This is a genomic window from Aminobacter sp. DSM 101952 (assembly GCF_001424795.1).
Taxonomy (GTDB): Bacteria; Pseudomonadota; Alphaproteobacteria; order Rhizobiales; family Rhizobiaceae; genus Aminobacter; species Aminobacter aganoensis.
The window spans coordinates 645,638-668,342 of the sequence record NZ_LMCL01000001.1; the positions used below are offsets into that span (position 1 = coordinate 645,638).

The following is a 22,705-nucleotide window of genomic DNA, read 5'->3' on the forward strand; positions in this document are numbered from 1 at the left end:
CCACATTTGCGCAGCAGTGCCTGACGCCGCGCCGGATGGCGTCTGTCGGCCTCGATCAGCTCTACCGTCCGCCTGAAAATCTGTTCAGGCTGCGTTCAGCCTCGGTCTCTTAGACATGTCGTCGACGCTTATTCCCGGCCTCGATACGGGCCGGACGGCGAAGGAGACCCGACTATGAACCGCACCATCAAGACACTCGTCCTTTCGGCAGCCGTTGCCGCCACCACGCTCGCCACCCTGCCGGTGGCCGAAGCCGGTGAGCGCTGGCGCCGCCACAACCGCCACGACAACACCGGCGCGATTGTCGCTGCCGGTGCGCTCGGGCTGATCGCCGGTGCGGTCATCGCCGGCAATGGCAACCGTTCGCGGCCGGTCTACGACGACTATTACGACTACGAGCCGCAGCCGCGCCGCGTCTACCGCGAGGACTATTACCGCCCTGCCCCGGTTCAGCGCCGCGTGGTCTACCGCAACAGCTACGCCATCGAGCCGTGGAGCCCGGAATGGTACAGCTACTGCTCGGACCGCTACCGCAGCTTCAAGCCGCGCAGCGGCACCTTCACCGGCTATGACGGGCTGGAGCACTTCTGCGTCGCCAACTGACGCCGTGCGGCTTGCGCGATCGGCCTTCCCTGCCCGGCCATTCGACGAAGCCGACGCAACGACAAGAAAAACGGCGCCAGCCTTGCGGTTGGCGCCGTTTTTCTTTTTCCTCCCCAGTCAGCCCATGGCGGTCTCAGACCAGGTAGGGATTGCTCCGGCGCTCGTCGCCGAACCGGCTGCCTGGGCCGTGGCCGCAGATGAAGCCGATCTCGTCGCCGAGCGGCAGCAGCTTTTCCTTGATCGAGCGGATCAGCGTCGCATGGTCGCCGCCATAGAGGTCGGTGCGGCCGACCGAACCCTGGAACAGCACGTCGCCGACATGGGCGAACTTTGCCTCGCGGTGGTAATAGACGACGTGGCCCGGCGCATGGCCCGGGCAATGCAGCACCTCGAAGACATGATTGCCGAAGGAGACGGTCTCGCCATCGGCCAGGAACCGGTCGGGCACGCAGTTGCGCACGCCGCTCATGCCGAATTTCTGGCCCTGGGTGACGAGGTTGTCGAGCAGCGGCTTGTCGGCCTCGTGCGGCCCGACGATGTCGACGCCGAGCGCCTCCTTGAGCTCCATCGCCCCGCCGGCATGGTCGATATGGCCGTGCGTCAGCCAGATGGCCGTGATGGTGATGCCGTTGTCCTTGAGCACCGACAGGATGGTATCGACGTCGCCACCCGGATCGACGACGACGCCGGTCTTGTCCTCCGTGTCGAAGAGGATCGTGCAATTCTGCTGGAAGGGCGTGACCGGCACGATCCCGGCATTGAGCTGTCCCATGGCTGTCCTTTCTGATCTTTGCCCCGACATAGGGTCAGACAGGACATTCGTCCACAGTGTTCAGTGTTGCCCCGCTCAAACGAAATGGGCGGCCGCAGCCGCCCAATCCGAATTCCGTCTGAAACGCTTTTACTTCTTCATCGCGCCCATGACGGCACCGACGATGGCCGTCAGGATGGCGCCGCCGCCTGCGCCACCGACCACGTCGCCGAGGATGCCACTGAGTGCACCGGCAGTTGCCGGATCAGCAGCGCCGCCGAGAAGACCGCCTAGGATCTGGCCGCCTGCGATACCACCGACGCCGCCTGCGATCAGCTTCGTCAGCTGCCCCATCGCAGCCGTCTTGATCGCCGCGCCGACGGCCTGTCCACCGATTACGCCGGTTACAATCTGTATGATGATCGGAAGAAGCGATTCCATAACAATTCCCTCCAATTGCATGCCGGCCCTCAGTCTGCCGACGTCAACATGAGACGCTGAAATCGGCGAAAGTCAAATACACGTCCGGGCAAGCAAAAGGGGCGGTTCGAAAACCGCCCCTCTGCAATCCTTAGCCATTGAATTTGCTGGCTATTCCGCAGCAATCGCGTGCTTGGGCTGAACCGCCGCCGAATAGTCGTTCATCAGCGTCTTGGCGATTTCGCCGACCTCGAATCGGTACTGGCCGATCTCGGAAACGGGCGTCACTTCGGCTGCCGTTCCGGTCAGGAAGCACTGCTCGAAGCCTTCCAGTTCCTCCGGCATGATGGCGCGTTCGATCACCTCGATGCCGCGATCCTTGGCAAGGCCGATGACCGTGCGGCGGGTGATGCCGTCGAGGAAGCAGTCCGGCGTCGGCGTGTGGATCTTGCCGTCCTGGACGAAGAAGATGTTGGCACCGGTCGCTTCGGCCACCTGGCCGCGCCAGTCGAGCATCATCGCGTCGGCATAGCCCTTGGCCTCGGCCGCATGCTTGGACAGCGTGCAGATCATGTAGAGACCTGCAGCCTTGGAGCGCGACGGCGCGGTGCGCGGATCGGGGCGGCGCCATTCGGCGATGTCGAGGCGGATGCCCTTCAGCTTCTGCGCCGGGTCGAAGTAGCTCGGCCACTGCCAGATGGCGACGGCGACATTGATGCGATTCTTGTGGGCGGCGACGCCCATTTCCTCGCTGCCGCGCCACGCAATCGGGCGCACATAGGCGTCCTTGAAACCCTGCTTTTTCAGAAGCTCGCGGCAAGCCGCGTCGATCACGTCGACCGAGTAGGGAATGGTGAAGCCGAGCAGGCGTGCCGATTCATGCAGGCGCTCGTTGTGCTCGGTCAGCTTGAAGATCTCGCCGCCATAGGCGCGCTCGCCTTCGAACACCGAGCTTGCATAGTGCAGACCATGGGTTAGTACGTGAATCTTGGCGTCGGCCCATTGGACGAACTCGCCGTTCATCCAGATGAATCCATCGAGTTGGTCGAAAGGAACGGATGCCATGGTAAACCTTCCCGCAGGCGGGAGCCTGCCTATCGTTTCGTAGCGTTCTTAATGTCCCGTAAGGGGCCAGCTGGATAAAGCGTAGGCGGGCCAGAATACCAAAGCAAACTCACGATGTTTCGGAAAAAACCACCGTACCTTGCCTTTTCATTCGCAATCCGCCGAAAAGCTTGGCAAAAATTACCATCGCACCTAATTTATGTCAACAGTGCTGACGTAAATTGACGAGCAGGAATTCTATGGCACAACGCAGCGGCGCAGCCGCCCAACCGATCCGCACCGCAGTGACGGCCGACGACGGCATCGACTTCTCGATCATCGAGCTGCTTTACTTCGCCTACCGCGACTTCACCTCCGACCCCGACCAGATACTTGCCGAGTACGGTTTCGGCCGTGCGCACCACCGCGTGCTGCACTTCGTCAACCGCATGCCGGGGCTGACCGTCGCCGAGTTGCTGGACGTGCTGAAGATCACCAAGCAGAGCCTCGCGCGCGTGCTCAAGCAGCTGATCGACGCCGGCTACATCGTCCAGGTCCAGGGCCCGCGCGATCGCCGCCAGCGCGAGCTCTACCCGACGCCGAAAGGCCGGACGCTGACCCTTGCGCTGGCGCGGCCACAGTCACGCCGCATCGATGCGGCACTGGAGGGCGCGGGAGAGACCGAACGCGCCTGGATCGAACGATTCCTCAAGGCGATGGTCAATCCCGAATTAAGGGCGCAGATTGATCATCTGCCCGGAAACACGCCGGGGAAAGACCATGGAGAATAACGACAAGACGGCCAATCCGGCCACGTTGGGCGACGATGCTCCGCACCTGCTCGTCGTTGACGACGACACGCGCATCCGCAACCTGCTCAAGCAGTACCTGACCGAGAACGGCTTTCGCGTCACGGTCGCCGGTAACGCCGACGAGGCACGCCGCAAGCTGGCGGGTCTCGACTTCGACCTTCTCGTCCTCGACGTGATGATGCCGGGCGAGACCGGCGTCGAACTGACCAGATCGCTGCGCGACCAGAAGGACGTGCCGATCCTCATGCTGACGGCACTTTCCGAGACCGACAGCCGCATCACCGGCCTCGAGGCCGGCGCCGACGACTACCTACCGAAACCGTTCGACCCGCGCGAGCTGATCCTCAGGATCAACAACATCCTGCGCCGCGGCGGCCCGGCAACGACGCCGAAGGTCGAGCAGCTGGTGTTCGGCCCCTACACCTTCCAGATCGCGCGCCGCGAACTGAAGCGCGGCGGCGAAGCCCTCAAGCTGACCGACCGCGAACAGGAAATCCTCGCCATCTTCGCCGCCCGCGCCGGCGAAACCATCCCCCGCCACGAACTGGTGACGGGCGATTCCGAGGTCGGCGAACGCACCATCGACGTCCAGATCAACCGCCTGCGGCGCAAGATCGAGCGCGATCCTGCCAACCCCGTCTGGCTGCAGACGGTGCGTGGCATCGGCTATCGGCTGAGCGTCGAATAGCAATCCCCTCCAAAGCCGCCCGTGCGCCTTTATGGAAGGCCGGTTGTTGAAGCCGGCCGCTCCGTTGTAGTATCGCGCGCCGGCGGTAAGCGCCGCATTCCGCGGCCCGGCATGGGAGAAACAGCCATGTTACGCGCGATTACGCTTGCATTTGCCCTGTCAGTCTTTCCAGCAACCGCTTTCGCCAATTCCTGCCCGAGCATCATGGCAGCTATCGACGCGGCGCTGCCCGCTTCGACGCTCGCGGAGGCAGACATGACAAAGGTCAAGGAGTTGCGTGCCAAGGGCGAGCAGCTCCATGCCTCCGGAGACCACGCCGGATCCGAGGCCGCGCTCAACGAAGCCAAGACGTTGCTCGGCATCTAGGCCGAACCCTGCGGGCGTCGTTGCAACGACGACGCCCCATTTTGCTGATGCGGTGCGGTTCGTGGTTTACGACGCCCTCGGCCCAAGCCGCCTGCATCGGCCTGCACTGCCGCGCCCGCCCACTGCGGCGGAACGATGGCTGCGCGCCTCGATCGTCCCCAGGGCAACCGACCGACATAGTATCGGCACAGTTCCCGCCGATCGTCCCTGGGCGACAGCGAACGGCCTGCCATTTGGAAACTCGGGAAAAATCCCTATGTTTTCAGCATCGGGCAACGCAACGTTTGACAACGTAAGCTGTTGAACTTCAAAGACAGTTTCAGAACGGTCGAGCGTGCACTAGGATCGAGGCAGCCGACGGAGCAGGTTTCTGACGGCGAACGGAAGGGCGGATGGCAACCACCGACATGGACGGGCCCGGCGGAGGCGGTATCGGCACACGCGCATGGCGTGCGTTGACGGCCGTGCCGAGAAGCTGGAACCGCTTCTGGCGGCGGGTCGCGCTCTACATGCCGAAGCGGCTCTACGCCCGCTCCCTGCTCATCGTCATCACCCCGATGATCCTGTTGCAGTCGGTCGTCGCCTTCGTCTTCATGGAGCGCCACTGGCAGACGGTGACTGTGCGCCTGTCGCAGGCGGTGACCCGCGACATCGCCGGCATCATCGACCTGCTCGACACCTTTCCGCAACCGGACAGCTACGCCCAGATCATCCGCATCGCCCAGGAGCGGATGTTGCTGAAGATCGACCTGCTGCCGCCCGAACCGCTGCCGCCACCCGGCCCCAAGCCGTTCTTTTCCATTCTCGACCAGGCGCTTTCGACGGAAATCCGCAGGCAGATCAACAAGCCGTTCTGGCTCGACACCGTCGGCAACTCGAACGTCGTCGAAGTGCGCGTCCAGCTCGATGACAAGGTGCTGCGCGTCTTCGTCCGCCGCAGCCAGGCCTATGCGTCGAACACCCACATCTTCCTGCTGTGGATGGTCGGCACCTCGCTGGTGCTGCTGACCATCGCCATCCCCTTCCTGCGCAACCAGATCCGCCCGATCCTGCAACTGACGGAAGCTGCCGAAAGCTTCGGCAAGGGCCGGCCGATGCCGCCCAACTTCCGCCCTCGCGGCGCCGAGGAAGTGCGCCGCGCCGGCTTTGCCTTCATCCAGATGCGTGAGCGCATCGAGCGCCAGATCGACCAGCGCACGGCGATGCTGACCGGCGTCAGCCACGACTTGCGCACCATCCTGACCCGCTTCAAGCTGCAGCTGGCGCTGTCGGGCAACAAGATCGACCGCGAGGCGCTGAGCCAGGACATCGACGACATGCAGTCGATGCTGGAGGCCTATCTCGCCTTCGCCCGCGGTGAAGCCGCCGAGGATCCGGGGCGCTTCGACCTCACCAGCTATCTCGACAAGCTTGGCGAGGAAGCCAAGCTGCGCCAGCGCAAGCTCAAGGTCACGCTGGTCGGCGAGCCCGAGGTGCATGTCCGCCCCAATGCCTTCACCCGGCTGCTGCAGAACGTCGTCGGCAACGCCTTCCGCTATGCCAAGGAGGTCGAGGTCAAGGCCGTGCACGACCGCGGCATGCTGGTGGTGATGGTCGACGACAACGGCCCCGGCATCCCGGAGGAGAAGCGCGAGGAGGTGTTCAAGCCGTTCTATCGCCTCGACGAGGCGCGCAACCTCGATTCGAGCGGCACCGGGCTCGGGCTCGCCGTGGCCCGCGACATCGCCCGCAGCCATGGCGGCGACATCAAGCTCAGCGACAGCCCGCTTGGCGGCCTCCGCGCCATGATCCGCGTGCCGGCCTGAGCCGGGTTCAGGCGCGGCGGTCGAGCCGCGAAACCAGCCGGTCGCCGGCCCACTGGATGCCCGACACGAGCACGATCAGCACGATCACCACGGCGACCATCACCGCCGTCTCGAAACGCTGGTAGCCGTAGCGGATGGCGAGATCGCCGAGACCGCCGGCCCCGATGGCGCCGGCCATCGCCGAGGCGCCCACCAGCGTGACCAGGGTGACGGTGAAGCCGGCGACGATTCCCGGCAGCGCTTCCGGCACAAGCACTTCGCGGATGATCGCCCAGCGCCCGCCGCCCATGGCACGCACCGCCTCGACCAGGCCGCGGTCGACCTCGCGCAGCGACACTTCGGCGATGCGCGCATAATAGGGCGTCGCCGCGATCGCCAGCGGCACGATCGCCGCCCAGGTGCCGATCGACGTGCCGACGATCAGCCGCGTCAGAGGGATCAGCGCCACGAGCAGGATGATGAACGGCACCGAGCGGAAGGCGTTGACGATGCCGCCGAGGATACGGTTCAGCCACAGCTGCTCGGCGATGCCGCCACGGTCGGTGGCGACCAGCGCCAGTCCGAGCGGCAGGCCGAAGACCAGCGAGACCAGGCCCGATGCCGCCGTCATCAGCACCGTTTCCCAAAGCGAGCGCAGCAGAAGTTCAAGCATCATCTGTGACATGGCCAAGCACCTCGGCCCGGGCGCCCCGGGCATTGAGAAAATCGACGGCTTCGGCGAGGCGCCCCGCGGCGATGCCGACACCGAGGAAAAGCGTTCCGACCGGCTCGCCCTGGATATGGTCGATGCCGCCATGGACGAGGCGGTAGCGGCCGGGGATGGCGGCCGACAGATCCTGCAGCAGCGGAAGCCGCGCCGCCTCGCCGGCGATGTCGACGCGCAGGATCGCCTCGCCTCCTGAGCGCGCCAAGCGTCCGGCGATCTCCCCGGGCAGTTGCGGACGAATACCGCCGAGCAGGCTGCGCGTCACCTCCGACTGCGGATCGGCGAACACCGACCACACCGCCCCCTCCTCGATGATGCGGCCCGCATCGAGAACGGCGACACGGTCGGCGATGGTGCGGACCACCTCCATTTCGTGGGTGATCAGCAGGATCGTCAGGCCGAGCTTCCGGTTGATGTCCTTGAGCAGCGAAAGGATCGACCGCGTCGTCTCGGGATCGAGCGCCGAGGTCGCCTCGTCGGAGAGCAGCAGCGCCGGACGGGCGGCAAGCGCCCGGGCGATGCCGACACGCTGCTTCTGCCCGCCCGAGAGCGACGCCGGATAGGCCTTGGCCTTGTCGGCGAGGCCGACCAGGTCGAGCAGTTCGGCCGCACGGGCGAGCCTTTCGGCCTTCGGCCTGCCCTCGATCTTCAGCGGCAGGGCGACATTGTCTTCGACGGTCTTCGCCGAAAGCAGGTTGAAATGCTGGAAGATCATGCCGATGCGGCGGCGCAGCGGCTGCAATTCGCGCTCGCCGAGGCCGGTGATCTCGCGCCCCTCGACGAAGATCTGCCCGGCATCGGGCCGCTCCAGCCCGTTGAGGCAGCGGATCAGCGTCGACTTTCCGGCGCCGCTGCGGCCGATGATGCCGAGGATCTCGCCCTTGCGCACGGTCAGCGACACGCCGTCGACCGCCGGCGTCCGGCCGAACCGGCGCTTGAGGTCGACGATGCGCACGACGTCGCCGGAAGGCGCGGCAAAGCCAGGCGACAAGGTCAAGTCGGTGGAACTGAAATGCTGGTTCATGAAATCTCCCGCAAAGCGGAAGGCGGCCCGCAACCTGCGAGCCGCCTGTCGTTGATGGCCGATAAGCCTCAGTAGGCGGCGACGCCGGTGCCTTTGTAGACACGGTCGAACTCGGCCTTGACCGTCTCGTTCTGGTAGGCGGCGACCAGCGTCTTGACCCAGCCCTCGTTCTCGTTGCCGGCCTTGACCGCGATGAAGTTGCGGTAGGGATTGTCGGCCACCGGCTCCTGGGCGATGCGGTTGTCGGCGCTCAGGCCGCTTTTCAGCGCCCAGTCGGTGTTGACCACGGCGGCGTCGAGGTCCTCGACCGAGCGGCCGACGATGCCGGCGTCCAGTTCCTTGATCTCGAATTTCTTCGGGTTGTCGACGACGTCGGCAACGGTCGCCAGGATACCGGTGCCGTCCTTGAGCTTGATCAGGCCGGCATCGGCCAGCACGCGCAGGGCCCGGCCTTCGTTGGAGGGATCGTTGGGCACGCCGATGACCGCCGCTTCCGGCAGGTCTTCGACCTTGGAGTGCTTCTTGGAGTAAAGCCCGATCGGCCACAGCCCGGTATAGCCGACCGCCGTGATGTGGTAGCCCTGCGTCTTGACCTGGTTGTCGAGGTAGGGCTGGTGCTGGAAGGCATTGGCGTCGATCTCGCCGCGCTCGAGCGCCTCGTTCGGCTGGGTATAGTCGTTGAACACCACCGTCTCCACGGTCAGCCCCTGCTTGGCCGCCTCGACCTTGACGACGCGCCAGACGTCCTCGTCCTCGCCGGAGATGATGCCGACCTTGATCGAGGCCTTGTCCTCGGCAAAGGCCTGGTGCGGGACGGTGAAGCTGATGACGGTGGCGACGGAGGCGAACAGGGTTGCAAGAGCCGTGCGCCGGCTGATCGCGTTGCGGTGAAAAATCGAAGGAGTGGTCTCGGTCATTTCGGTGTCTCGCTGAGAGCCGTTGGGAGGATGGCTCGCTCCGCCGATTGCGAAGCTTGGCCATATCCTCGGCAAACGCCCCCCTCTCTGCAAAGGATCGGATTTCACGCCGCCCCCTCGCCCGGGGAAAATCGTCACAAAGAAAATGCCTGTTCGGGCAGAACCGACCTCGTCTTCGCACGTGCGAAAGGACGGCGCCGTCATCGCCACGTCACCGAAGCCTGCTCAAAGGCCTGCGCAACCAACGCGATCGCCGCTGATTCCGCTGGCCCCCGAGGCCGGCGGGACAGGCAACGGATGGGAAGACGATTTGTGCGCATCCTGATGGTCACCGACGCCTGGAAACCACAGATCAACGGCGTCGTGCACACCCTCGAACGGCTCGCCGAAACGCTGGGTGCCTTTGGTGCCGAGGCCGATTTCCTGACGCCAAACATCTTCCGCACGCTGCCGATGCCGACCTATCCCGACATCCGCCTGGCGCTGACCACGCCCGGCAATGTCGCGCGCATCATCGAGAGGCGCCGGTCCGATCATGTCCACATCGTCACCGAAGGGCCGCTCGGCATGATGGCTCGGCGCTATTGCCGGGCCAATGGTCGCCCCTTCACCACCAGCTACCACACCCGCTTTCCCGAATATGTCAGCGCGCGCCTGCCGCTTCCCGAGAGCTGGACCTACCGGCTGCTGCGCGACTTCCACAATTCCGGCCAGGGCTGCATGGTGGCGACCAAGTCGCTCGCCGACGATCTTGCCGCGCGTGGCTTCGAGAAGCTCCGGCCCTGGACGCGCGGCGTCGACATCAACCACTTCCACCCCGGCAAGAAGGTCGCGCTCGACCTGCCGCGCCCGATCTTCCTCTGCGTCGGGCGCATCGCGGTGGAAAAGAACCTGCCCGCCTTCCTCGACCTCGACCTGCCCGGCAGCAAGGTGCTGGTCGGCGACGGGCCCGAGATCGAGCGGCTGAAGGCAAGGTATCCCGAAGCGCATTTCCTCGGCAGGCGCCCGAGCGACGAGCTGGCCGAGATCTATGCCTCGGCCGACGTCTTCGTCTTCCCCAGCCGCACCGACACCTTCGGCAACGTCATCATCGAGGCCCTGGCCAGCGGCACGCCCGTTGCCGCCTATCCCGTGACGGGCCCGATCGACATCGTCGGCGACGGTGTCGGCGGCGTGGTTTCGGAGGATTTGCGGCAGGCCGCGCTCACAGCGCTCAAGATCGACCGCGCCGAAGCCCGCCACCGCGCCATGCGCTATACATGGGCGGCCTGCGCCGAGATGTTCCTGGACAATGTGAAGGCGGCCTATGCGGCGTGATCGCGGACTATCCTGTCCGGCAGAGGCTTCAGGCTGGCTTGCCTAGAACAGCCGGCCGCCGTCCGGCACCTTGCGCTCGATGGCGCCGAGCACGACGTCGCCATCGGCGTCGGGGAAACCGAGGGTCAGAACTTCGGACATGAACGGGCCGATCTGGCGCGGCGGAAAATTGACCACGGCAAACACCTGCCGGCCGACGAGCGTCTCCGGCGCATAATATTTGGTGATCTGCGCCGAGGATTTCTTGATGCCGATCGCCGGCCCGAAGTCGATCTTCAGCTTGAACGCCGGCTTGCGCGCTTCGGGAAACGGCTCGACCTCGACGATCGTGCCGGTGCGGATATCGACCTTGTCGAAGTCGGCAAAGGTGATCTCGGGCTTGCGCTCGTTGTGCGAACTCATGCGGTGGTCTCAGGCGTTACCGTGCGTCTCGAACAGCACGCTGGCCAGCGCGTCCTTGGCCGACGTGCCCGACCAGACGACGAACTGGAAGGCCTGGAAATAGCATTCGCAGGCTTCGAGCGCCGAGGACAGCAGCACCTCGACCTGCTGGCTGGTCGGCTCGACGCCGCCGGCAAGCAGCAGCGACTGGCGGAACATGATCGCGCCCTCCTGCTCCCACAGGTCGAAATGGCCGAACAGCATCTGCTCGTTGATCAGCGACAGCAGCCGCAGGATCTCCAGCGTCCGGCTTTCCGGCACCTTGATGTCGAAGGCACAGGCCAGGTGCAGGGCCTCGAAGTCTTCCATCCAGGAGAAGGAAATCTGGTAGTCGGTCCAGTTGCCGACGACAGAGATCGAGATTTCGTCGTCGCCGGCACGCTCGAACGACCAGTCGTTGTTGTGAGCCACCTGCTCGATAACATCCACCGGATGGATTTCGCGCGAGAACTCGAGTTCGAGAAGTTCCATAAATGCTTCCTGTCGTTCCGGGAGCGCCATCGCGCTCCGCGCAAAGGGCACACACGACGAACAAACTTATTCTTGAACTCGGACGACCAGCGCTGCCGGACTCAATACCCCCCAGCCGGACCGCGCCATCCGGTGCGTGACCCCGCTAAGAATCATGCAACAAATTCAGTGTATTGATCAGGAGTAGCGTGAACAGCCCAATTTTTCGCACTGCCGCATTCGGGTGTGGAAACAGGCTGCGGCGCAGATTCATCAAGCGCCGGTAAGCGATTCACGACAAAGCACTTTTTCGGATGGCGCTTTGTGGAAAAGTTAACGAATTATTTCTTTGTACGGGGCTTCGGCGCCGCCGCCGGTGAGGCCTTGCCGGCATCTTCGCCGCCAAGGGCTGCGAGCTTCGACTCGAGTGCCTCGATGCGCGCGGCCAGCGCCTTGTTCTCGGCACGCGCCTTGATCGCCATGTCGCGGACGGCTTCGAACTCTTCGCGCTGCACGACTTCGAGCGTGTTCATCACCCGCTCGGCCTGCGAACGGAACGCGGTCTCGACCTCGCGCTTGACGCCCTGCGCGGCGCCCGCTGCATCGGTCATCAGCTTGGCGAACTCATCCAGAATGCGGTTCGGTCCGGTCGTCATGGCAAACCCTCGCGTTGTCCATTCGACGTAGTGGGGCAAGGCTCAGATTGCAAGGATATCATGCCTGGGGCGGTAGCCGAACGCCGCGGCAAAAATGCCGACTTGCCGACAATGACATCTCGGTGAGCGGCCGATGCCTGCCTTGACCCTGCCAGGACGCTGCCCCATGGTCCGCCGCATTGCCGGCCTTGGAGACTGATTTGAGCGAATATCTTGCCCTGCCCCTGGCAGCCCTGCCCTTTCCGAACATCGATCCGGTGATCGTGCAGCTCGGACCGCTTGCCATCCACTGGTATGGGCTGGGCTACATCGTCGGCATCCTGTTCGCCTGGTGGTACGCCAAGCGGCTGGTCTCCGACACCCGGCTGTGGCCGAACGGCACGCTGCCCATGAAGCCCGAGGACCTCGACGATTTCATCGTCTGGGCAGCGATCGGCGTCGTGCTCGGCGGCCGCACCGGATACATCCTTTTCTACGATCTCGGCCGCTACATCTCCAATCCGCTCGACATACTCGCTGTCTGGCAAGGCGGCATGTCGTTCCATGGCGGCCTGCTCGGCGTGACGCTGGCCATGTTCCTGTTCGCCCGTAAGCGCGGCATTCATGTCTGGTCGCTGATCGATGTCGTGGCCGCCGGTGTGCCGGTCGGCCTCGGTCTCGTGCGCCTCGCCAACTTCATCAATTCGGAACTCTGGGGCCGCGTCACCGACGTGCCGTGGGCGATCGAGTTTCCCACCGGCGGACCGTTCCTGCGCCATCCGAGCCAGATCTACGAAGCGCTGCTCGAAGGCCTGGTGCTGTTCCTCGTGCTGCGCTTCCTCACCCATTCGCGCCTGAGGCTGAAGACCCCGCGCTTCGTCGCCGGCGCTTTCATCTGCGGTTACGGCCTGTCGCGCATTTTCGTCGAGTTCTTCCGCGAGCCCGACCAGCAGATCGGTTATCTCCTGGGCGGCTGGCTGACGATGGGCATGGTGCTGTCGGTGCCGATGGTGCTGATCGGTGTCTGGGCGATGCTCGCTGCCAAGCCGGCAGCGCCCATCGCCAAGCCCGCATGACCCGCCTGAAACAGCGGATTTCGGGGCTGATCGCAGCCTCGGGTCCGATCGCCGTCGCCGACTACATGGCGCTGTGCCTGTTCGACCCCGCTGACGGCTACTACACGACGCGCCAACCATTCGGCGCGGCGGGCGACTTCACCACCGCGCCCGAGATCAGCCAGATGTTCGGCGAACTCGTCGCCGTCTGGCTCTACGCGGCCTGGCAGGCGGCCGGCAGCCCGCAAGACGCGGTGCTGGCCGAGATCGGCCCCGGCCGCGGCACGCTGATGAAGGACATCCTGCGGGTCCTGCACAGGCTCGACCCTGCCTTCACCACCGATGTCGCGATGATCGAGACAAGCCCGCGACTGCAAGACGTCCAGAAACAGACGCTTGCCGCCAGCGGTGCGAACATCGCCTGGCACGACAGCGTCGCCACCTTGCCCCGGGCGCCCCTGTTCATCGTCGGCAACGAGTTGTTCGACGCCATCCCGACGCGCCAGTTCGTCAGGATCGGGGCTGCATGGCACGAGCGTGTCGTCGGCACCGCCGAAGACGGCCAACTGGCCTTCGTCGCCGGCCCTGCGACCATCGAGGCCGCCTTGCTGCCGAAGAACGCCGGAAAAGCTCCCGAAGGTGCGATCTTCGAGTTCGCGCCGGCGCGGACCGCCACCATGGAAGCGATCGCCGAGCGCATAGCGGCTTCGGGCGGTGCTGGCCTGTTCTTCGATTACGGCCATCTCGAGCCGGGCACCGGCGATACGCTGCAGGCCCTGCGCGAGCACAAATATGACGACGTCCTCGCCCATCCCGGCGAGGCCGACCTCACCTCGCATGTCGATTTTGCCGCCCTTGCCGCGGCTGCCCGCCTGCACGGTCTCGATGCGCGCATGGCGACGCAGGGCGAGTTCCTGCTGGCACTCGGCCTGCTCGAGCGCGCGGGCAGGCTCGGCGCCTCCGCGGACGAGGCGGCGCGCGAAAGGATCGGCGGCGAAGTCGAGCGGCTCGCCGGTCCCGATGCCATGGGCACGCTGTTCAAGGTGCTTGCCGTCGCGTCCGCTGGCACAAAACTTCCCTTTCCCGCCGTCAGTTGACAGCACGCTTGCGCCTGCCCCACTGTCCGCGCTCGCAACAGCAAGGCGGACGGCGACGCCGGGCCCGGCCTTGACGAAATCGCATACGGGGATGACAAGGCGGCAATGCTGAACGACTCGAAACCGGATCCGATCCGGTCCAACTTGCTCGCCAGCGCGGGGGCCAATGGCATCCGCCACGGTTATTTCACCCGCATCGGCGGGGTCTCCGAAGGCATCTACGAAGGCCTCAACATCGGCGTCGGATCGGACGACGACCAGGCCCGCGTGGCCGAGAACCGGCGCCGCGTCGCCACCTGGATGGGCGTGGCGGCAGACCATCTGCTCAGCCTCTACCAGGTCCATTCGCCCGACGTGATCGTCGCCAGCGGCCCGTTTTCCGGCGACCGCCCGAGGGCGGACGCCATCGTCACCGACCGGCCCGGCATCGCGCTTGGCGCTTCGTCGGCCGATTGCGGCCCGGTGCTGTTCGCCGACCCGGAAGCGCGCGTCATCGGCGCAGCGCACGCCGGCTGGAAAGGCGCCTTCACCGGCGTGCTCGAGAACACCGTCACCGCCATGGAAGGCCTGGGCGCCAGGCGCGAGCGCATCCTGGCCGTGCTCGGCCCGTCGATCAGCGCCGCCAACTACGAGGTCGGCCCGGAGTTCGTCGCCCGCTTTACCGAGGCCGACGGCGACAATGCGCGCTATTTCGCACCATCCGAAAACCCCGGCCATTCGATGTTCGACCTCAATCTCTACACCGTCGACAGGCTGCACCGGGCGGGCGTGACGGCCGAGGCGCTGAACCGCTGCACTTATGCGGAAGAGGAACTTTTCTACTCCTACCGGCGCACCACGCACCGCAAGGAAGCCGACTACGGGCGGCAGATTTCGGCAATCGCACTGGAGGACTGAGGGCATGGCGCTGCATTTCGAACGAACCGAATTCGACGCCCGGCGCGACCGGCTGATGATCGAGATGGCCGAGAAGAAGCTCGATGCGGTGCTGCTGTTCGCGCAGGAGAGCATGTACTGGCTGACCGGCTATGACACGTTTGGCTTCTGCTTCTTCCAGTCGCTCATCGTCAAGGCCGACGGGTCGATGACGCTGCTGACGCGGTCGGCCGACCTGCGCCAGGCGCGCCACACCTCGATCATCGAAAACATCGTGCTGTGGACCGACCGCGACGGCGCCAATCCGACGCTCGACCTGCGCAACCTGCTCAACGACCTCGGCCTGCTCGGCATGCGCGTCGGCGTCGAATACGACACCCACGGCCTGACCGCCTTCAACGGCCGGCGCCTCGACGAACAGCTCCAGACCTTCGGCCAGATCGTCGACGCTTCGGGCATCGTCGGCAGGCTGCGCCTGTTCAAGAGCCCGGCCGAGATCGAAAAGGCCGAGAAAGCCGCAAGCCTCACCGACGACGCACTTGATGCGGCGTTGCCGCTGATCAAGCAGGGCGGCGACGAGGCCAAGATCCTGGCCGCCATGCAGGGCGCGATCCTTTCCGGCGGCGGCGATTATCCGGCCAACGAATTCATCATCGGCTCCGGTGCCGATGCCCTGCTCTGCCGCTACAAGTCCGGCCGCCGCAAGCTCAACAAGAACGACCAGCTGACGCTCGAATGGGCCGGCGTGTTCAATCACTACCATGCGCCGATGATGCGCACGGCGCTGACCGGCAAGGTCTCCAAGCGCCACCAGGAACTTTACGATGCCTCCCTCGACACGCTGCTGGCGGTCGAAAAGGCGATGACGCCGGGAAACAGCTTCGGCGACGTGTTCGACGCCCATGCCCGCACACTGGAGGCGCATGGCCTGACCAAGCACCGGCTCAATGCCTGCGGCTATTCCGTCGGCGCGCGCTTCACGCCGTCCTGGATGGACATGCCGATGTTCTACCAGGGCAACCCCGAGCCGATCGCGCCCAACATGACGCTGTTTGCCCACATGATCATCATGGATTCGGAAACCGAGACCGCAATGACCCTGGGCCGCACCTACCTGACCACCGATTCTGTGCCCAAGCCACTTTCCCGCCATGATCTCGACTTGATCGTGCGGTGACTGCGATGAGCGCTGGGGGGCGTTTGCCATGGAGTTCGGGCAGATGAAACGTTGGTTTGTGGCCGCGGCAGGCCTGTCCGCGCTCGTCGCACTTTCTGCCTGCAACAGCTCCAAGGACGTGCTCGAGCCCTCGGCCATCGCCCCGACGGAGCAGTCGAACGCACTGGCCAACGCGGAAGGCACCGACGTCGGCGCCCCGACGATAGCCCCCGCGACCACGGCGCCCGCGCCGCTCTCGCCCCAGGCCGCCGCCATCGTCGCCAGGACGCGCGTCCAGTTCGCCCCCATCGTCGGCACCCCGGTCGAAGCGGCGACCCCGCTCACCCAGCGGCTCGGCGCCCGCGCCCGCGAGCGCGGCATCACGCTGGCTGGCAGCACTGACACCACGCCGCCGGGCATCATCATGCGCGGCTACTTCTCGGCGATGACCGAAGGCAAGGACACCACCGTCGTTTATGTCTGGGACGTCTACGATCCGGCCGGCACGCGGCTTCATCGCATCAACGGCCAGCAGACGGCGGCATCGGCCGGCAGCGGCGACGGCTGGCCTGCCGTGGCGCCGACGACCATGCAGTCGATCGCCGACAGCACCCTCGACCAGCTCGCCGCCTGGCTGGCGACAAAACCCGGCTGAGCCGCGACATTCCGTTCCGCGATGTCGCTTTTTTGGGATTCAATGGTGAGTCCGCTTGCAATACGGCTCAGGGCCGCTAAAAGCCCGCTCATATTCATTTCCAGGATCGGCGTATGAAACTCTTCGCGGGCAATTCCAACCGGGTGCTAGCAGAAGCTGTCGCCCGCTATCTCAACATTCCCCTGGGCAAGGCGAGCGTCAGGCGCTTTGCCGACCAGGAGATCTTCGTCGAGATTCAAGAGAACGTGCGCGGCGAGGATGTCTTCATCCTTCAGTCGACCTCGTTCCCGACCAACGATCACCTGATGGAACTGCTCATCATGATCGACGCCTTCATGCGTTCGTCGGCACGGCGCATCACCGCGGTCATTCCCTATTTCGGCTACGCAAGGCAGGATCGCCGCGCGTCGGGCCGCACGCCGATCTCGGCCAAGCTCGTCGCCAACATGATCGCCCGCGCCGGCGCCAACCGCGTGCTGACGCTCGACCTGCACGCCGGCCAGATCCAGGGCTTCTTCGACATCCCGACCGACAACCTGTTTTCGGTTCCGGTCATGGCCCGCGACGTCAAGGCCAAGTACAAGCAGCTCGGCAACGTCACCGTGGTTTCGCCCGACGTCGGCGGCGTGGTCCGCGCCCGTGCGCTGGCCAAGCGCATCGACGCCCAGCTCGCCATCGTCGACAAGCGCCGCGAACGCCCCGGTGAATCCGAGGTGATGAACGTCATCGGCGAAGTGCACGGCAAGGACTGCCTGCTGATCGACGACATCGTCGATTCCGGCGGCACGCTGTGCAACGCCGCCGACGCGCTGCTGGCCAAGGGCGCCACCAGCGTCACCGCCTACATCACCCACGGCGTGCTCTCGGGCGGGGCCGCCGCCCGCATCGCCGGCTCGCAGTTGCAGGAACTGGTCATCACCGACTCGATCCAGCCGACCCAGGCGGTTATGGACGCCCACAACATCCGCGTCGTCTCGATCGGCGACCTGATCGGCGAAGCGATCTCGCGCACCGCGACCGAAGAATCGGTGTCGAGCCTGTTCGACTGAGCCTTCTGCCCATAGCAGATCATTTCGAAGCCCCGCCCGGTACTCCGGGGCGGGGCTTTTTCATGCACGCTGTCTCACGCCAGTTGCCACGCCATGCCGGCCAGCGCCGAGACGGCCAGAACCACGATCATGTTGGCCTTGAAGCGGATCAGCGCCAGGCCGGCGCCGGCCGCAATGCCCGCCGCGACCCAGTCGACACTGCCGAAATCCAGCACCGGCAGCACGAACGGTCCCCACGCCGTCTCGCCGACGGTACCGAACAGCACATGCAGCGCGAACCAGACCGCAAGGTTGGCGATGATGCCGACGACGGCCGCGGTGACGGCAGCCAGCGCGCTCGCCAGCCAGCGCACGTTGCGCACGGTCTCGACATAGGGCGCGCCGACGAAGATCCACAGGAAGCACGGCACGAAGGTGAACCACAGCGTCACCGCCGCCCCGGCGATACCACCGCTGAGCGGAGCCAGTGCCGAAAGCCTGGCGCCGCCGAGAAAACCGACGAACACCAGCACCAGGATCAGCGGCCCCGGCGTCGTTTCCGCAAGCCCCAGGCCGGTCAGCATCTCGTCCGGCTTCAGCCAGCCATGCACCTCGACCGCCTGCTGGGCGACATAAGCCAGCACCGCATAGGCGCCACCGAACGTCACCGCCGCCATCTTGGAGAAGAACGTCGCTTCGGCGGTGAAGACGTGGGCCGGGCCGAGAACGAGCCACATCACGGCCAGCGGCACGAACCAGACGGCGAGCCAGATCGACAGCGTGGTGAAGAAACGCCGCGCACTCGGCTTCGTCCATTCGGGCATGGCGTAGGCTAGGTCGGCTTGATCGGCGGCCCTGGCGCCGGCAGGAGCAATGCCCGCGAGGTGCAGCAGCGCGCCGATCGCCGCCGCGGCAAGCACGATCAGCGGGAACGGCAGCTTGAGGAAGGCGATGGCAACGAAGGCCGCGATGGCGAGAACGACCATGCTGCCGTTCTTCAGGGCGCGTCTCGACACCTTGATCAACGCTTCGAGCACGACGGCGAGCACCGCAGCCTTGAGCCCGAACAAAAGCCCCTGCACCAGCGTGACATGGCCGACGGTCAGGTAGATCGCCGACAGCGCGGTGATGACCAGCGCACCGGGCAACACGAACAGCAGCCCGGCCACCAGTCCGCCCCTGACACCGTGCATCAGCCAGCCGGAATAGGTGGCGAGCTGCATCGCCTCCGGCCCGGGCAACAGCATGCAGTAGTTGAGCGCATGCAGGAAACGCGGCTCGTCGAGCCAGCGCTTCTCGTCGACGAGGATCTTGTGCATCAGGGCGATCTGCCCGGCCGGCCCGCCGAAGGACAACAGGCCGATCTTGGCGAAGGTCCGGGTTGCCTCCCCGAACGAGGGGGTGGGTCGCGGCGGCGTGGCATCCATGTCAAACCGCCTTTGCTGGCCAGTTGTGCGTTTCCGACCTAGCGTAACGGCACCAGCCGTACAACGCGTCATAGATCGTCATGCCCTTCTCGAGCTGGGCATGATCGTCGTCCTCGATGGCCGACAGGCCGAGCGATATGGCCAGCAGCCCCGCAGCCTGGGGCTCCATGTCAAGCCGCGCCGTATCGGCCGCGCGCACGATGCGGGCGAGCTGCAGGAGTGCGGGATCGGCCAGGCCGAATTCGGAGATCAGCGTGTCGAACGTGCACTCCTCGCCGCGATGCGAATAGTGCACGTCCTTGATGTCATAGGGGATCGCGCCGGTTTCTTCGGCAACGTCCTTGACCCATTCGGCCGAGACGAAATGAAAAACCGCCAGCGGATCGATGAAGCGCCTGATCAGCCAGGGACACGCAATGCGGTCGATCTTGGGCCGAGCCCGCGTCACCCATTCGCTCGGCCTTGGCAGTCCAGCCTCCAGGCCGGACGCCTCACGCGCCACCACCGGTCCGCTCGCCGCCAGCCAGGCATCCATCCCGCCTTCAAGCATGACTGCATCCGCGCCCTTCGCCAGAAGCCTGGCCAGCGCGATCTCGCTGACATTGTGGCCGTGGGCGCAATAAACGACGATCCGCCGCGCTGCCGGCAACTGCGGCAGCCAGTCGTCCACCAGCATGTGGTCGCGCCACAAGGCAGCGGCGATTCTCGTCGGCGCGGCGGCAAACACCGCCTCCCGGCGCACGTCGACGATCAACGGGCACCTTTCGGTGCCGACGAGGCGGATAAGGTTCTGGGCTAGGATGGTCCGGGGCATGGTCTTTCCTCCGCGCAACGAGAGCGAAGGCGGAACTTGGGCCATCCGGCCTCACGGGGAGTCCACCATGCCCCCGTTGTGCGAATTCTATGTGAAATCGGCCGCTGCTTCAATCACCTGAGCACGCCGTCCAGCGCCGGCAGGCCGATGATCGCAGCGGTTGCGATCAGGCCGTAGCAGATGCGCCGGAACGTCGCCTCGTTGGCGCGGCTGAACAGGCGCGAGCCGATGTAGAGGCCCAGCGCGAAGGTCGGTCCGATGGTCAGCGACAGCCCGACAGTCTCCCAGGTCAGGAGCCCCGCGACGAGATAGCTGGCGACCGACAGCACGCTGGAAATCGCGAAATAGAGCACGATGTTGGCGCGCACCGTCAGCGGCGCGATGGCGCCGCCGAGCCAGTAGGCGACGACGGGTGGTCCGCCGACCTGCGCGGCACCGGAGAACAACCCCGACGTCATGCCGACGGCGGCGGTCAGGCTGGTGTGCGGACGGCCGTGATAGCGCCAGCCCGACATCAGAAGTGCGAGCAAGCCGGCAACGATGGCGACGATAGCCCAGCGGATCATCACCCCGTCGACATGGGTGAGCAGATAGGTGCCCGTGGGAACGCCGACCACCGCCCCCAGCGCCATGACACCGACATTGCCGCGGTCGGCATTGTGCCATGCCTTGGGGATCAGCCCCGGGGTCAGCACGAGATCGACGATCAGCAGCAGCGGGACCGCGAGTTTCGCCCCGATCAGCGCGCTTGCCACCGGCACGAAGATCAGTGCCCCGCCGAAGCCGGAAAATCCGCGCGCACAGCCGGCGACGAATGCGGCCACGACGAGCACCCAGATCGTGGCTGTCGGCAGGTGAAGGGGGAGAAGGTCTTGCATGGCAAAGCTTGGCTGTTTTTTTGAACGTTACGAGCCGGCGTGATACAGGCACGGTGGTGTTGGCGCGAGCAGCCACAGCACCGTCTTCGGGGAGCCAGCCTCACGAGCCGCCGCGGTTGCACTTTTTGCCACCTTCCGTTATAGAGCCGCCACCCGCGTAGACACCCTTGGAGGCAACGCGGCGGAAGGCCGCCTCACCCGGCGGCTTTCGACGTTTACGGATCAGGCTTCATGCCAGCCGTAGGCGCTCCATACAACCGAAAGGAAATGCCATGAGCGACACATACGAGCTCAAGGCCGAAGCACGCGAACTGGTCGGTAAGGGGTCCGCCCGTGAAGTTCGTCGCAACGGTAAAGTGCCTGCAGTCATTTACGGCGACAAGCAGCCTCCCCTGGCCATCGCCCTGTCCTACAAGGACATCTTCTACAAGATCCATGGCGGTGGCTTCCTGACCACGATCGCCACGATCGACGTCGGCGGCAAGAAGATCCAGGTCCTGCCGAAGGACTACCAGCTCGATCCGGTCCGCGACTTCCCGATGCATGTCGACTTCCTGCGCGTCGGCAAGAACACCGAAGTCAACGTCCAGGTTCCGGTTCACTTCATCAATGAAGAGAAGTCGCCCGGCATCAAGCGCGGCGGCACGCTGAACATCGTCCGTCACGAGGTCGAGCTCCACTGCCCGGCCAACGCGATCCCCGAGTCGATCACCGTCGACCTCGACGGCACCGACATCGGCGACTCGATCCACATCTCGGCCGTCAAGCTGCCCAAGGGCGTGAAGCCCGTCATCTCCGACCGCGACTTCACCATCGCGACGATCGCCGGCACCTCGGCTTCGAAGTCGGAAGAAGCCACGACCGAGGCTGCTGCCGAGGCAGAATAGTCTTCGCCTCCGGAGGACCCGAACATGCTGCTCTTCGCAGGTCTCGGCAATCCGGGTGCGCAATACCAGAACAACCGGCACAATGTCGGCTTCATGGCGGCGGACGCAATTGCCCGCCGCCATTCGTTTTCGCCCTGGACGAAGAAGTTCAAGGGTATGATTTCAGAAGGCAATATCGCCGGCGAGAAGGTCATCCTGATCAAGCCGCAGACCTTCATGAACCTGTCCGGCCAGTCCGTCGGCGAAGCCATGCGCTTCTACAAGCTCGCCCCTGCCGATCTCACCGTCTTTTATGACGAACTCGACCTCGTCGCCGGCAAGGTGCGCGTCAAGGTTGGCGGCGGTGCCGGCGGCCACAACGGCATCCGCTCCATCGACCAGCATGTCGGCAAGGACTACCGCCGCGTCCGCATCGGCATCGGCCATCCCGGCGTCAAGGAGATGGTCCACGGCCACGTGCTCGGCGACTTCGCCAAGGCCGACAAGGAATGGCTCGAAGTGCTGCTCGACCTCATTGCCGACGGCGCCGGCCTTTTGACCAAGGGCGACGACAACGGCTTCATGAACAGGGTCACTGTCGGCCTGCGCGACAAGCTCCAGCCGACCGGCACCGACGACGCCCCGCCGCCCAAGGCCCCCAAGCCCCAAGTGCCGAAGGCCCAGAGCCATATCCGCCAGGCCCGCCCGAACCAGCCTGCCGTCAAGATTCCCGAGACCGGCCCGATGGCTGCGATGCTGAAGAAGCTGCTCGGCAAGGACTGAACGCGACCTTGATAGGCTTGGTCGCGAAAGCTGCATGCCACCGCAAGCTTTCATGCCGAACCGGCAACAAATTCCTGATTTCCGGGCAATT

At 65.1% G+C, this 22,705-nt stretch carries 26 protein-coding genes; 14 read left to right on the forward strand and 12 right to left on the reverse strand.

The window, feature by feature from the left end; translation table 11 throughout:
* The first annotated feature begins 174 nt into the window (after nucleotides 1–174).
* On the forward strand, nucleotides 175–603 hold the full coding sequence (locus ASC75_RS03115) for a BA14K family protein (RefSeq protein ID WP_055970438.1): 429 nt from the start codon (nucleotides 175–177) through the stop codon (nucleotides 601–603).
* A 133-nt stretch (nucleotides 604–736) separates the two neighbouring features.
* On the opposite strand, the gene ASC75_RS03120 is transcribed toward ASC75_RS03115, so the two are convergent.
* From ASC75_RS03120 to ASC75_RS03130, 3 genes are all read right to left on the reverse strand, one after another.
* Nucleotides 737–1,375 carry an MBL fold metallo-hydrolase gene (locus ASC75_RS03120; protein WP_055970440.1) on the reverse strand — a complete coding sequence of 213 codons (639 nt, stop codon included), beginning with the start codon at nucleotides 1,373–1,375 and terminating at the stop codon, nucleotides 737–739.
* Nucleotides 1,376–1,504: 129 nt separating this feature from the next.
* A complete protein-coding gene (locus ASC75_RS03125; RefSeq protein ID WP_156381078.1) occupies nucleotides 1,505–1,795 on the reverse strand; it encodes a hypothetical protein in 291 nt (96 codons plus the stop codon).
* 150 nt (nucleotides 1,796–1,945) lie between these two features.
* Nucleotides 1,946–2,839 carry a branched-chain amino acid aminotransferase gene (locus tag ASC75_RS03130; RefSeq protein WP_055970442.1) on the reverse strand — a complete coding sequence of 298 codons (894 nt, stop codon included), beginning with the start codon at nucleotides 2,837–2,839 and terminating at the stop codon, nucleotides 1,946–1,948.
* A gap of 239 nt (nucleotides 2,840–3,078) precedes the next feature.
* On the opposite strand from ASC75_RS03130, the gene ASC75_RS03135 reads away from it, so the two are divergent.
* From ASC75_RS03135 to ASC75_RS03150, 4 genes are all read left to right on the forward strand, one after another.
* Nucleotides 3,079–3,609: a MarR family winged helix-turn-helix transcriptional regulator gene (locus ASC75_RS03135; RefSeq protein ID WP_055970444.1), complete on the forward strand. Its 531-nt coding sequence runs from the start codon at nucleotides 3,079–3,081 to the stop codon at nucleotides 3,607–3,609.
* A complete protein-coding gene (locus ASC75_RS03140; protein WP_055970446.1) occupies nucleotides 3,599–4,318 on the forward strand; it encodes a response regulator transcription factor in 720 nt (239 codons plus the stop codon). Before ASC75_RS03135 ends, ASC75_RS03140 begins: the two co-directional genes overlap by 11 nt.
* Nucleotides 4,319–4,444: 126 nt before the next feature.
* A complete protein-coding gene (locus ASC75_RS26910) occupies nucleotides 4,445–4,684 on the forward strand; it encodes a hypothetical protein (RefSeq protein WP_055970448.1) in 240 nt (79 codons plus the stop codon).
* Nucleotides 4,685–5,076: 392 nt separating this feature from the next.
* A complete protein-coding gene (locus ASC75_RS03150) occupies nucleotides 5,077–6,489 on the forward strand; it encodes an ATP-binding protein (protein WP_156381079.1) in 1,413 nt (470 codons plus the stop codon).
* 7 nt (nucleotides 6,490–6,496) lie between these two features.
* Here the strand turns inward: ASC75_RS03150 and ASC75_RS03155 are convergent, their stop codons facing one another.
* From ASC75_RS03155 to ASC75_RS03165, 3 genes are all read right to left on the reverse strand, one after another.
* Nucleotides 6,497–7,153 carry a methionine ABC transporter permease gene (locus ASC75_RS03155; RefSeq protein WP_055970640.1) on the reverse strand — a complete coding sequence of 219 codons (657 nt, stop codon included), beginning with the start codon at nucleotides 7,151–7,153 and terminating at the stop codon, nucleotides 6,497–6,499.
* Nucleotides 7,134–8,219, reverse strand: coding sequence for a methionine ABC transporter ATP-binding protein (locus ASC75_RS03160; RefSeq protein WP_055970449.1), 1,086 nt, complete (start codon nucleotides 8,217–8,219; stop codon nucleotides 7,134–7,136). The genes ASC75_RS03155 and ASC75_RS03160 overlap by 20 nt, the downstream gene beginning before the upstream one ends.
* A 68-nt stretch (nucleotides 8,220–8,287) precedes the next feature.
* Nucleotides 8,288–9,136, reverse strand: coding sequence for a MetQ/NlpA family ABC transporter substrate-binding protein (locus tag ASC75_RS03165; protein ID WP_055970451.1), 849 nt, complete (start codon nucleotides 9,134–9,136; stop codon nucleotides 8,288–8,290).
* Nucleotides 9,137–9,448: 312 nt separating this feature from the next.
* On the opposite strand from ASC75_RS03165, the gene ASC75_RS03170 reads away from it, so the two are divergent.
* Nucleotides 9,449–10,453 carry a glycosyltransferase family 1 protein gene (locus tag ASC75_RS03170; protein WP_055970453.1) on the forward strand — a complete coding sequence of 335 codons (1,005 nt, stop codon included), beginning with the start codon at nucleotides 9,449–9,451 and terminating at the stop codon, nucleotides 10,451–10,453.
* A gap of 42 nt (nucleotides 10,454–10,495) precedes the next feature.
* Here ASC75_RS03170 and ASC75_RS03175 read toward each other — a convergent pair whose 3' ends face one another.
* The 3 genes from ASC75_RS03175 to ASC75_RS03185 all read right to left on the reverse strand — a co-directional run bounded on the left by ASC75_RS03175 (nucleotide 10,496) and on the right by ASC75_RS03185 (nucleotide 12,000).
* Nucleotides 10,496–10,855: a tRNA-binding protein gene (locus tag ASC75_RS03175; protein ID WP_055970455.1), complete on the reverse strand. Its 360-nt coding sequence runs from the start codon at nucleotides 10,853–10,855 to the stop codon at nucleotides 10,496–10,498.
* Nucleotides 10,856–10,864: 9 nt separating this feature from the next.
* Complete coding sequence (locus ASC75_RS03180) at nucleotides 10,865–11,365, reverse strand: YbjN domain-containing protein (protein WP_055970456.1); 501 nt, start codon at nucleotides 11,363–11,365, stop codon at nucleotides 10,865–10,867.
* 320 nt (nucleotides 11,366–11,685) lie between these two features.
* The gene (locus tag ASC75_RS03185; protein ID WP_055970458.1) at nucleotides 11,686–12,000 is read right to left on the reverse strand and encodes an accessory factor UbiK family protein; all 315 of its coding nucleotides are present in this window, start codon (nucleotides 11,998–12,000) and stop codon (nucleotides 11,686–11,688) included.
* A gap of 200 nt (nucleotides 12,001–12,200) precedes the next feature.
* Here ASC75_RS03185 and lgt point away from each other — a divergent pair, with 200 nt between their 5' ends.
* The 6 genes from lgt (at nucleotide 12,201) to ASC75_RS03215 (ending at nucleotide 17,867) form a co-directional block, all read left to right on the forward strand.
* Nucleotides 12,201–13,055: a prolipoprotein diacylglyceryl transferase gene (gene lgt / locus ASC75_RS03190; RefSeq protein ID WP_055970460.1), complete on the forward strand. Its 855-nt coding sequence runs from the start codon at nucleotides 12,201–12,203 to the stop codon at nucleotides 13,053–13,055.
* Nucleotides 13,052–14,131 carry a class I SAM-dependent methyltransferase gene (locus ASC75_RS03195; protein ID WP_055970462.1) on the forward strand — a complete coding sequence of 360 codons (1,080 nt, stop codon included), beginning with the start codon at nucleotides 13,052–13,054 and terminating at the stop codon, nucleotides 14,129–14,131. Before lgt ends, ASC75_RS03195 begins: the two co-directional genes overlap by 4 nt.
* A 105-nt stretch (nucleotides 14,132–14,236) precedes the next feature.
* Nucleotides 14,237–15,028 (forward strand): peptidoglycan editing factor PgeF, encoded by a 792-nt coding sequence (gene pgeF / locus ASC75_RS03200; RefSeq protein WP_055970464.1) that lies wholly within the window; start codon nucleotides 14,237–14,239, stop codon nucleotides 15,026–15,028.
* 4 nt (nucleotides 15,029–15,032) lie between these two features.
* Entirely contained in the window at nucleotides 15,033–16,184 is a 1,152-nt protein-coding gene (locus ASC75_RS03205; RefSeq protein WP_055970466.1) for a Xaa-Pro peptidase family protein, read from the forward strand.
* 43 nt (nucleotides 16,185–16,227) lie between these two features.
* Nucleotides 16,228–16,818 (forward strand): hypothetical protein, encoded by a 591-nt coding sequence (locus ASC75_RS03210; RefSeq protein ID WP_055970641.1) that lies wholly within the window; start codon nucleotides 16,228–16,230, stop codon nucleotides 16,816–16,818.
* Between the two features lie 113 nt (nucleotides 16,819–16,931).
* The gene (locus tag ASC75_RS03215; protein WP_055970468.1) at nucleotides 16,932–17,867 is read left to right on the forward strand and encodes a ribose-phosphate pyrophosphokinase; all 936 of its coding nucleotides are present in this window, start codon (nucleotides 16,932–16,934) and stop codon (nucleotides 17,865–17,867) included.
* Between the two features lie 74 nt (nucleotides 17,868–17,941).
* Here the strand turns inward: ASC75_RS03215 and chrA are convergent, their stop codons facing one another.
* The 3 genes from chrA to ASC75_RS03230 all read right to left on the reverse strand — a co-directional run bounded on the left by chrA (nucleotide 17,942) and on the right by ASC75_RS03230 (nucleotide 20,965).
* Nucleotides 17,942–19,273: a chromate efflux transporter gene (chrA, locus tag ASC75_RS03220; protein WP_055970470.1), complete on the reverse strand. Its 1,332-nt coding sequence runs from the start codon at nucleotides 19,271–19,273 to the stop codon at nucleotides 17,942–17,944.
* 1 nt (nucleotide 19,274) lies between these two features.
* Nucleotides 19,275–20,087, reverse strand: coding sequence for a sulfurtransferase/chromate resistance protein (locus ASC75_RS03225; RefSeq protein ID WP_055970471.1), 813 nt, complete (start codon nucleotides 20,085–20,087; stop codon nucleotides 19,275–19,277).
* Nucleotides 20,088–20,200: 113 nt separating this feature from the next.
* Nucleotides 20,201–20,965, reverse strand: a complete 765-nt coding sequence (locus ASC75_RS03230) for a sulfite exporter TauE/SafE family protein (protein WP_055970474.1) — start codon at nucleotides 20,963–20,965, stop codon at nucleotides 20,201–20,203.
* 272 nt (nucleotides 20,966–21,237) lie between these two features.
* Here ASC75_RS03230 and ASC75_RS03235 point away from each other — a divergent pair, with 272 nt between their 5' ends.
* Entirely contained in the window at nucleotides 21,238–21,852 is a 615-nt protein-coding gene (locus ASC75_RS03235; protein WP_055970476.1) for a 50S ribosomal protein L25/general stress protein Ctc, read from the forward strand.
* A gap of 24 nt (nucleotides 21,853–21,876) precedes the next feature.
* Nucleotides 21,877–22,614: an aminoacyl-tRNA hydrolase gene (gene pth / locus ASC75_RS03240; RefSeq protein WP_055970477.1), complete on the forward strand. Its 738-nt coding sequence runs from the start codon at nucleotides 21,877–21,879 to the stop codon at nucleotides 22,612–22,614.
* Nucleotides 22,615–22,705 lie beyond the last annotated feature (91 nt).

Coding starts and splice junctions, on each gene's coding strand:
- ASC75_RS03115 (WP_055970438.1), top strand. CDS start 175: ATGAACCGCACCATCAAGACACTCGTCCTTTCGGCAGCCGTTGCCGCC.
- ASC75_RS03120 (WP_055970440.1), bottom strand. CDS start 1,375: ATGGGACAGCTCAATGCCGGGATCGTGCCGGTCACGCCCTTCCAGCAG.
- ASC75_RS03125 (WP_156381078.1), bottom strand. CDS start 1,795: ATGGAATCGCTTCTTCCGATCATCATACAGATTGTAACCGGCGTAATC.
- ASC75_RS03130 (WP_055970442.1), bottom strand. CDS start 2,839: ATGGCATCCGTTCCTTTCGACCAACTCGATGGATTCATCTGGATGAAC.
- ASC75_RS03135 (WP_055970444.1), top strand. CDS start 3,079: ATGGCACAACGCAGCGGCGCAGCCGCCCAACCGATCCGCACCGCAGTG.
- ASC75_RS03140 (WP_055970446.1), top strand. CDS start 3,599: ATGGAGAATAACGACAAGACGGCCAATCCGGCCACGTTGGGCGACGAT.
- ASC75_RS26910 (WP_055970448.1), top strand. CDS start 4,445: ATGTTACGCGCGATTACGCTTGCATTTGCCCTGTCAGTCTTTCCAGCA.
- ASC75_RS03150 (WP_156381079.1), top strand. CDS start 5,077: ATGGCAACCACCGACATGGACGGGCCCGGCGGAGGCGGTATCGGCACA.
- ASC75_RS03155 (WP_055970640.1), bottom strand. CDS start 7,153: ATGTCACAGATGATGCTTGAACTTCTGCTGCGCTCGCTTTGGGAAACG.
- ASC75_RS03160 (WP_055970449.1), bottom strand. CDS start 8,219: ATGAACCAGCATTTCAGTTCCACCGACTTGACCTTGTCGCCTGGCTTT.
- ASC75_RS03165 (WP_055970451.1), bottom strand. CDS start 9,136: ATGACCGAGACCACTCCTTCGATTTTTCACCGCAACGCGATCAGCCGG.
- ASC75_RS03175 (WP_055970455.1), bottom strand. CDS start 10,855: ATGAGTTCGCACAACGAGCGCAAGCCCGAGATCACCTTTGCCGACTTC.
- ASC75_RS03180 (WP_055970456.1), bottom strand. CDS start 11,365: ATGGAACTTCTCGAACTCGAGTTCTCGCGCGAAATCCATCCGGTGGAT.
- ASC75_RS03185 (WP_055970458.1), bottom strand. CDS start 12,000: ATGACGACCGGACCGAACCGCATTCTGGATGAGTTCGCCAAGCTGATG.
- ASC75_RS03195 (WP_055970462.1), top strand. CDS start 13,052: ATGACCCGCCTGAAACAGCGGATTTCGGGGCTGATCGCAGCCTCGGGT.
- pgeF (WP_055970464.1), top strand. CDS start 14,237: ATGCTGAACGACTCGAAACCGGATCCGATCCGGTCCAACTTGCTCGCC.
- ASC75_RS03205 (WP_055970466.1), top strand. CDS start 15,033: ATGGCGCTGCATTTCGAACGAACCGAATTCGACGCCCGGCGCGACCGG.
- ASC75_RS03210 (WP_055970641.1), top strand. CDS start 16,228: ATGAAACGTTGGTTTGTGGCCGCGGCAGGCCTGTCCGCGCTCGTCGCA.
- ASC75_RS03215 (WP_055970468.1), top strand. CDS start 16,932: ATGAAACTCTTCGCGGGCAATTCCAACCGGGTGCTAGCAGAAGCTGTC.
- chrA (WP_055970470.1), bottom strand. CDS start 19,273: ATGGATGCCACGCCGCCGCGACCCACCCCCTCGTTCGGGGAGGCAACC.
- ASC75_RS03225 (WP_055970471.1), bottom strand. CDS start 20,087: ATGCCCCGGACCATCCTAGCCCAGAACCTTATCCGCCTCGTCGGCACC.
- ASC75_RS03230 (WP_055970474.1), bottom strand. CDS start 20,965: ATGCAAGACCTTCTCCCCCTTCACCTGCCGACAGCCACGATCTGGGTG.
- ASC75_RS03235 (WP_055970476.1), top strand. CDS start 21,238: ATGAGCGACACATACGAGCTCAAGGCCGAAGCACGCGAACTGGTCGGT.
- pth (WP_055970477.1), top strand. CDS start 21,877: ATGCTGCTCTTCGCAGGTCTCGGCAATCCGGGTGCGCAATACCAGAAC.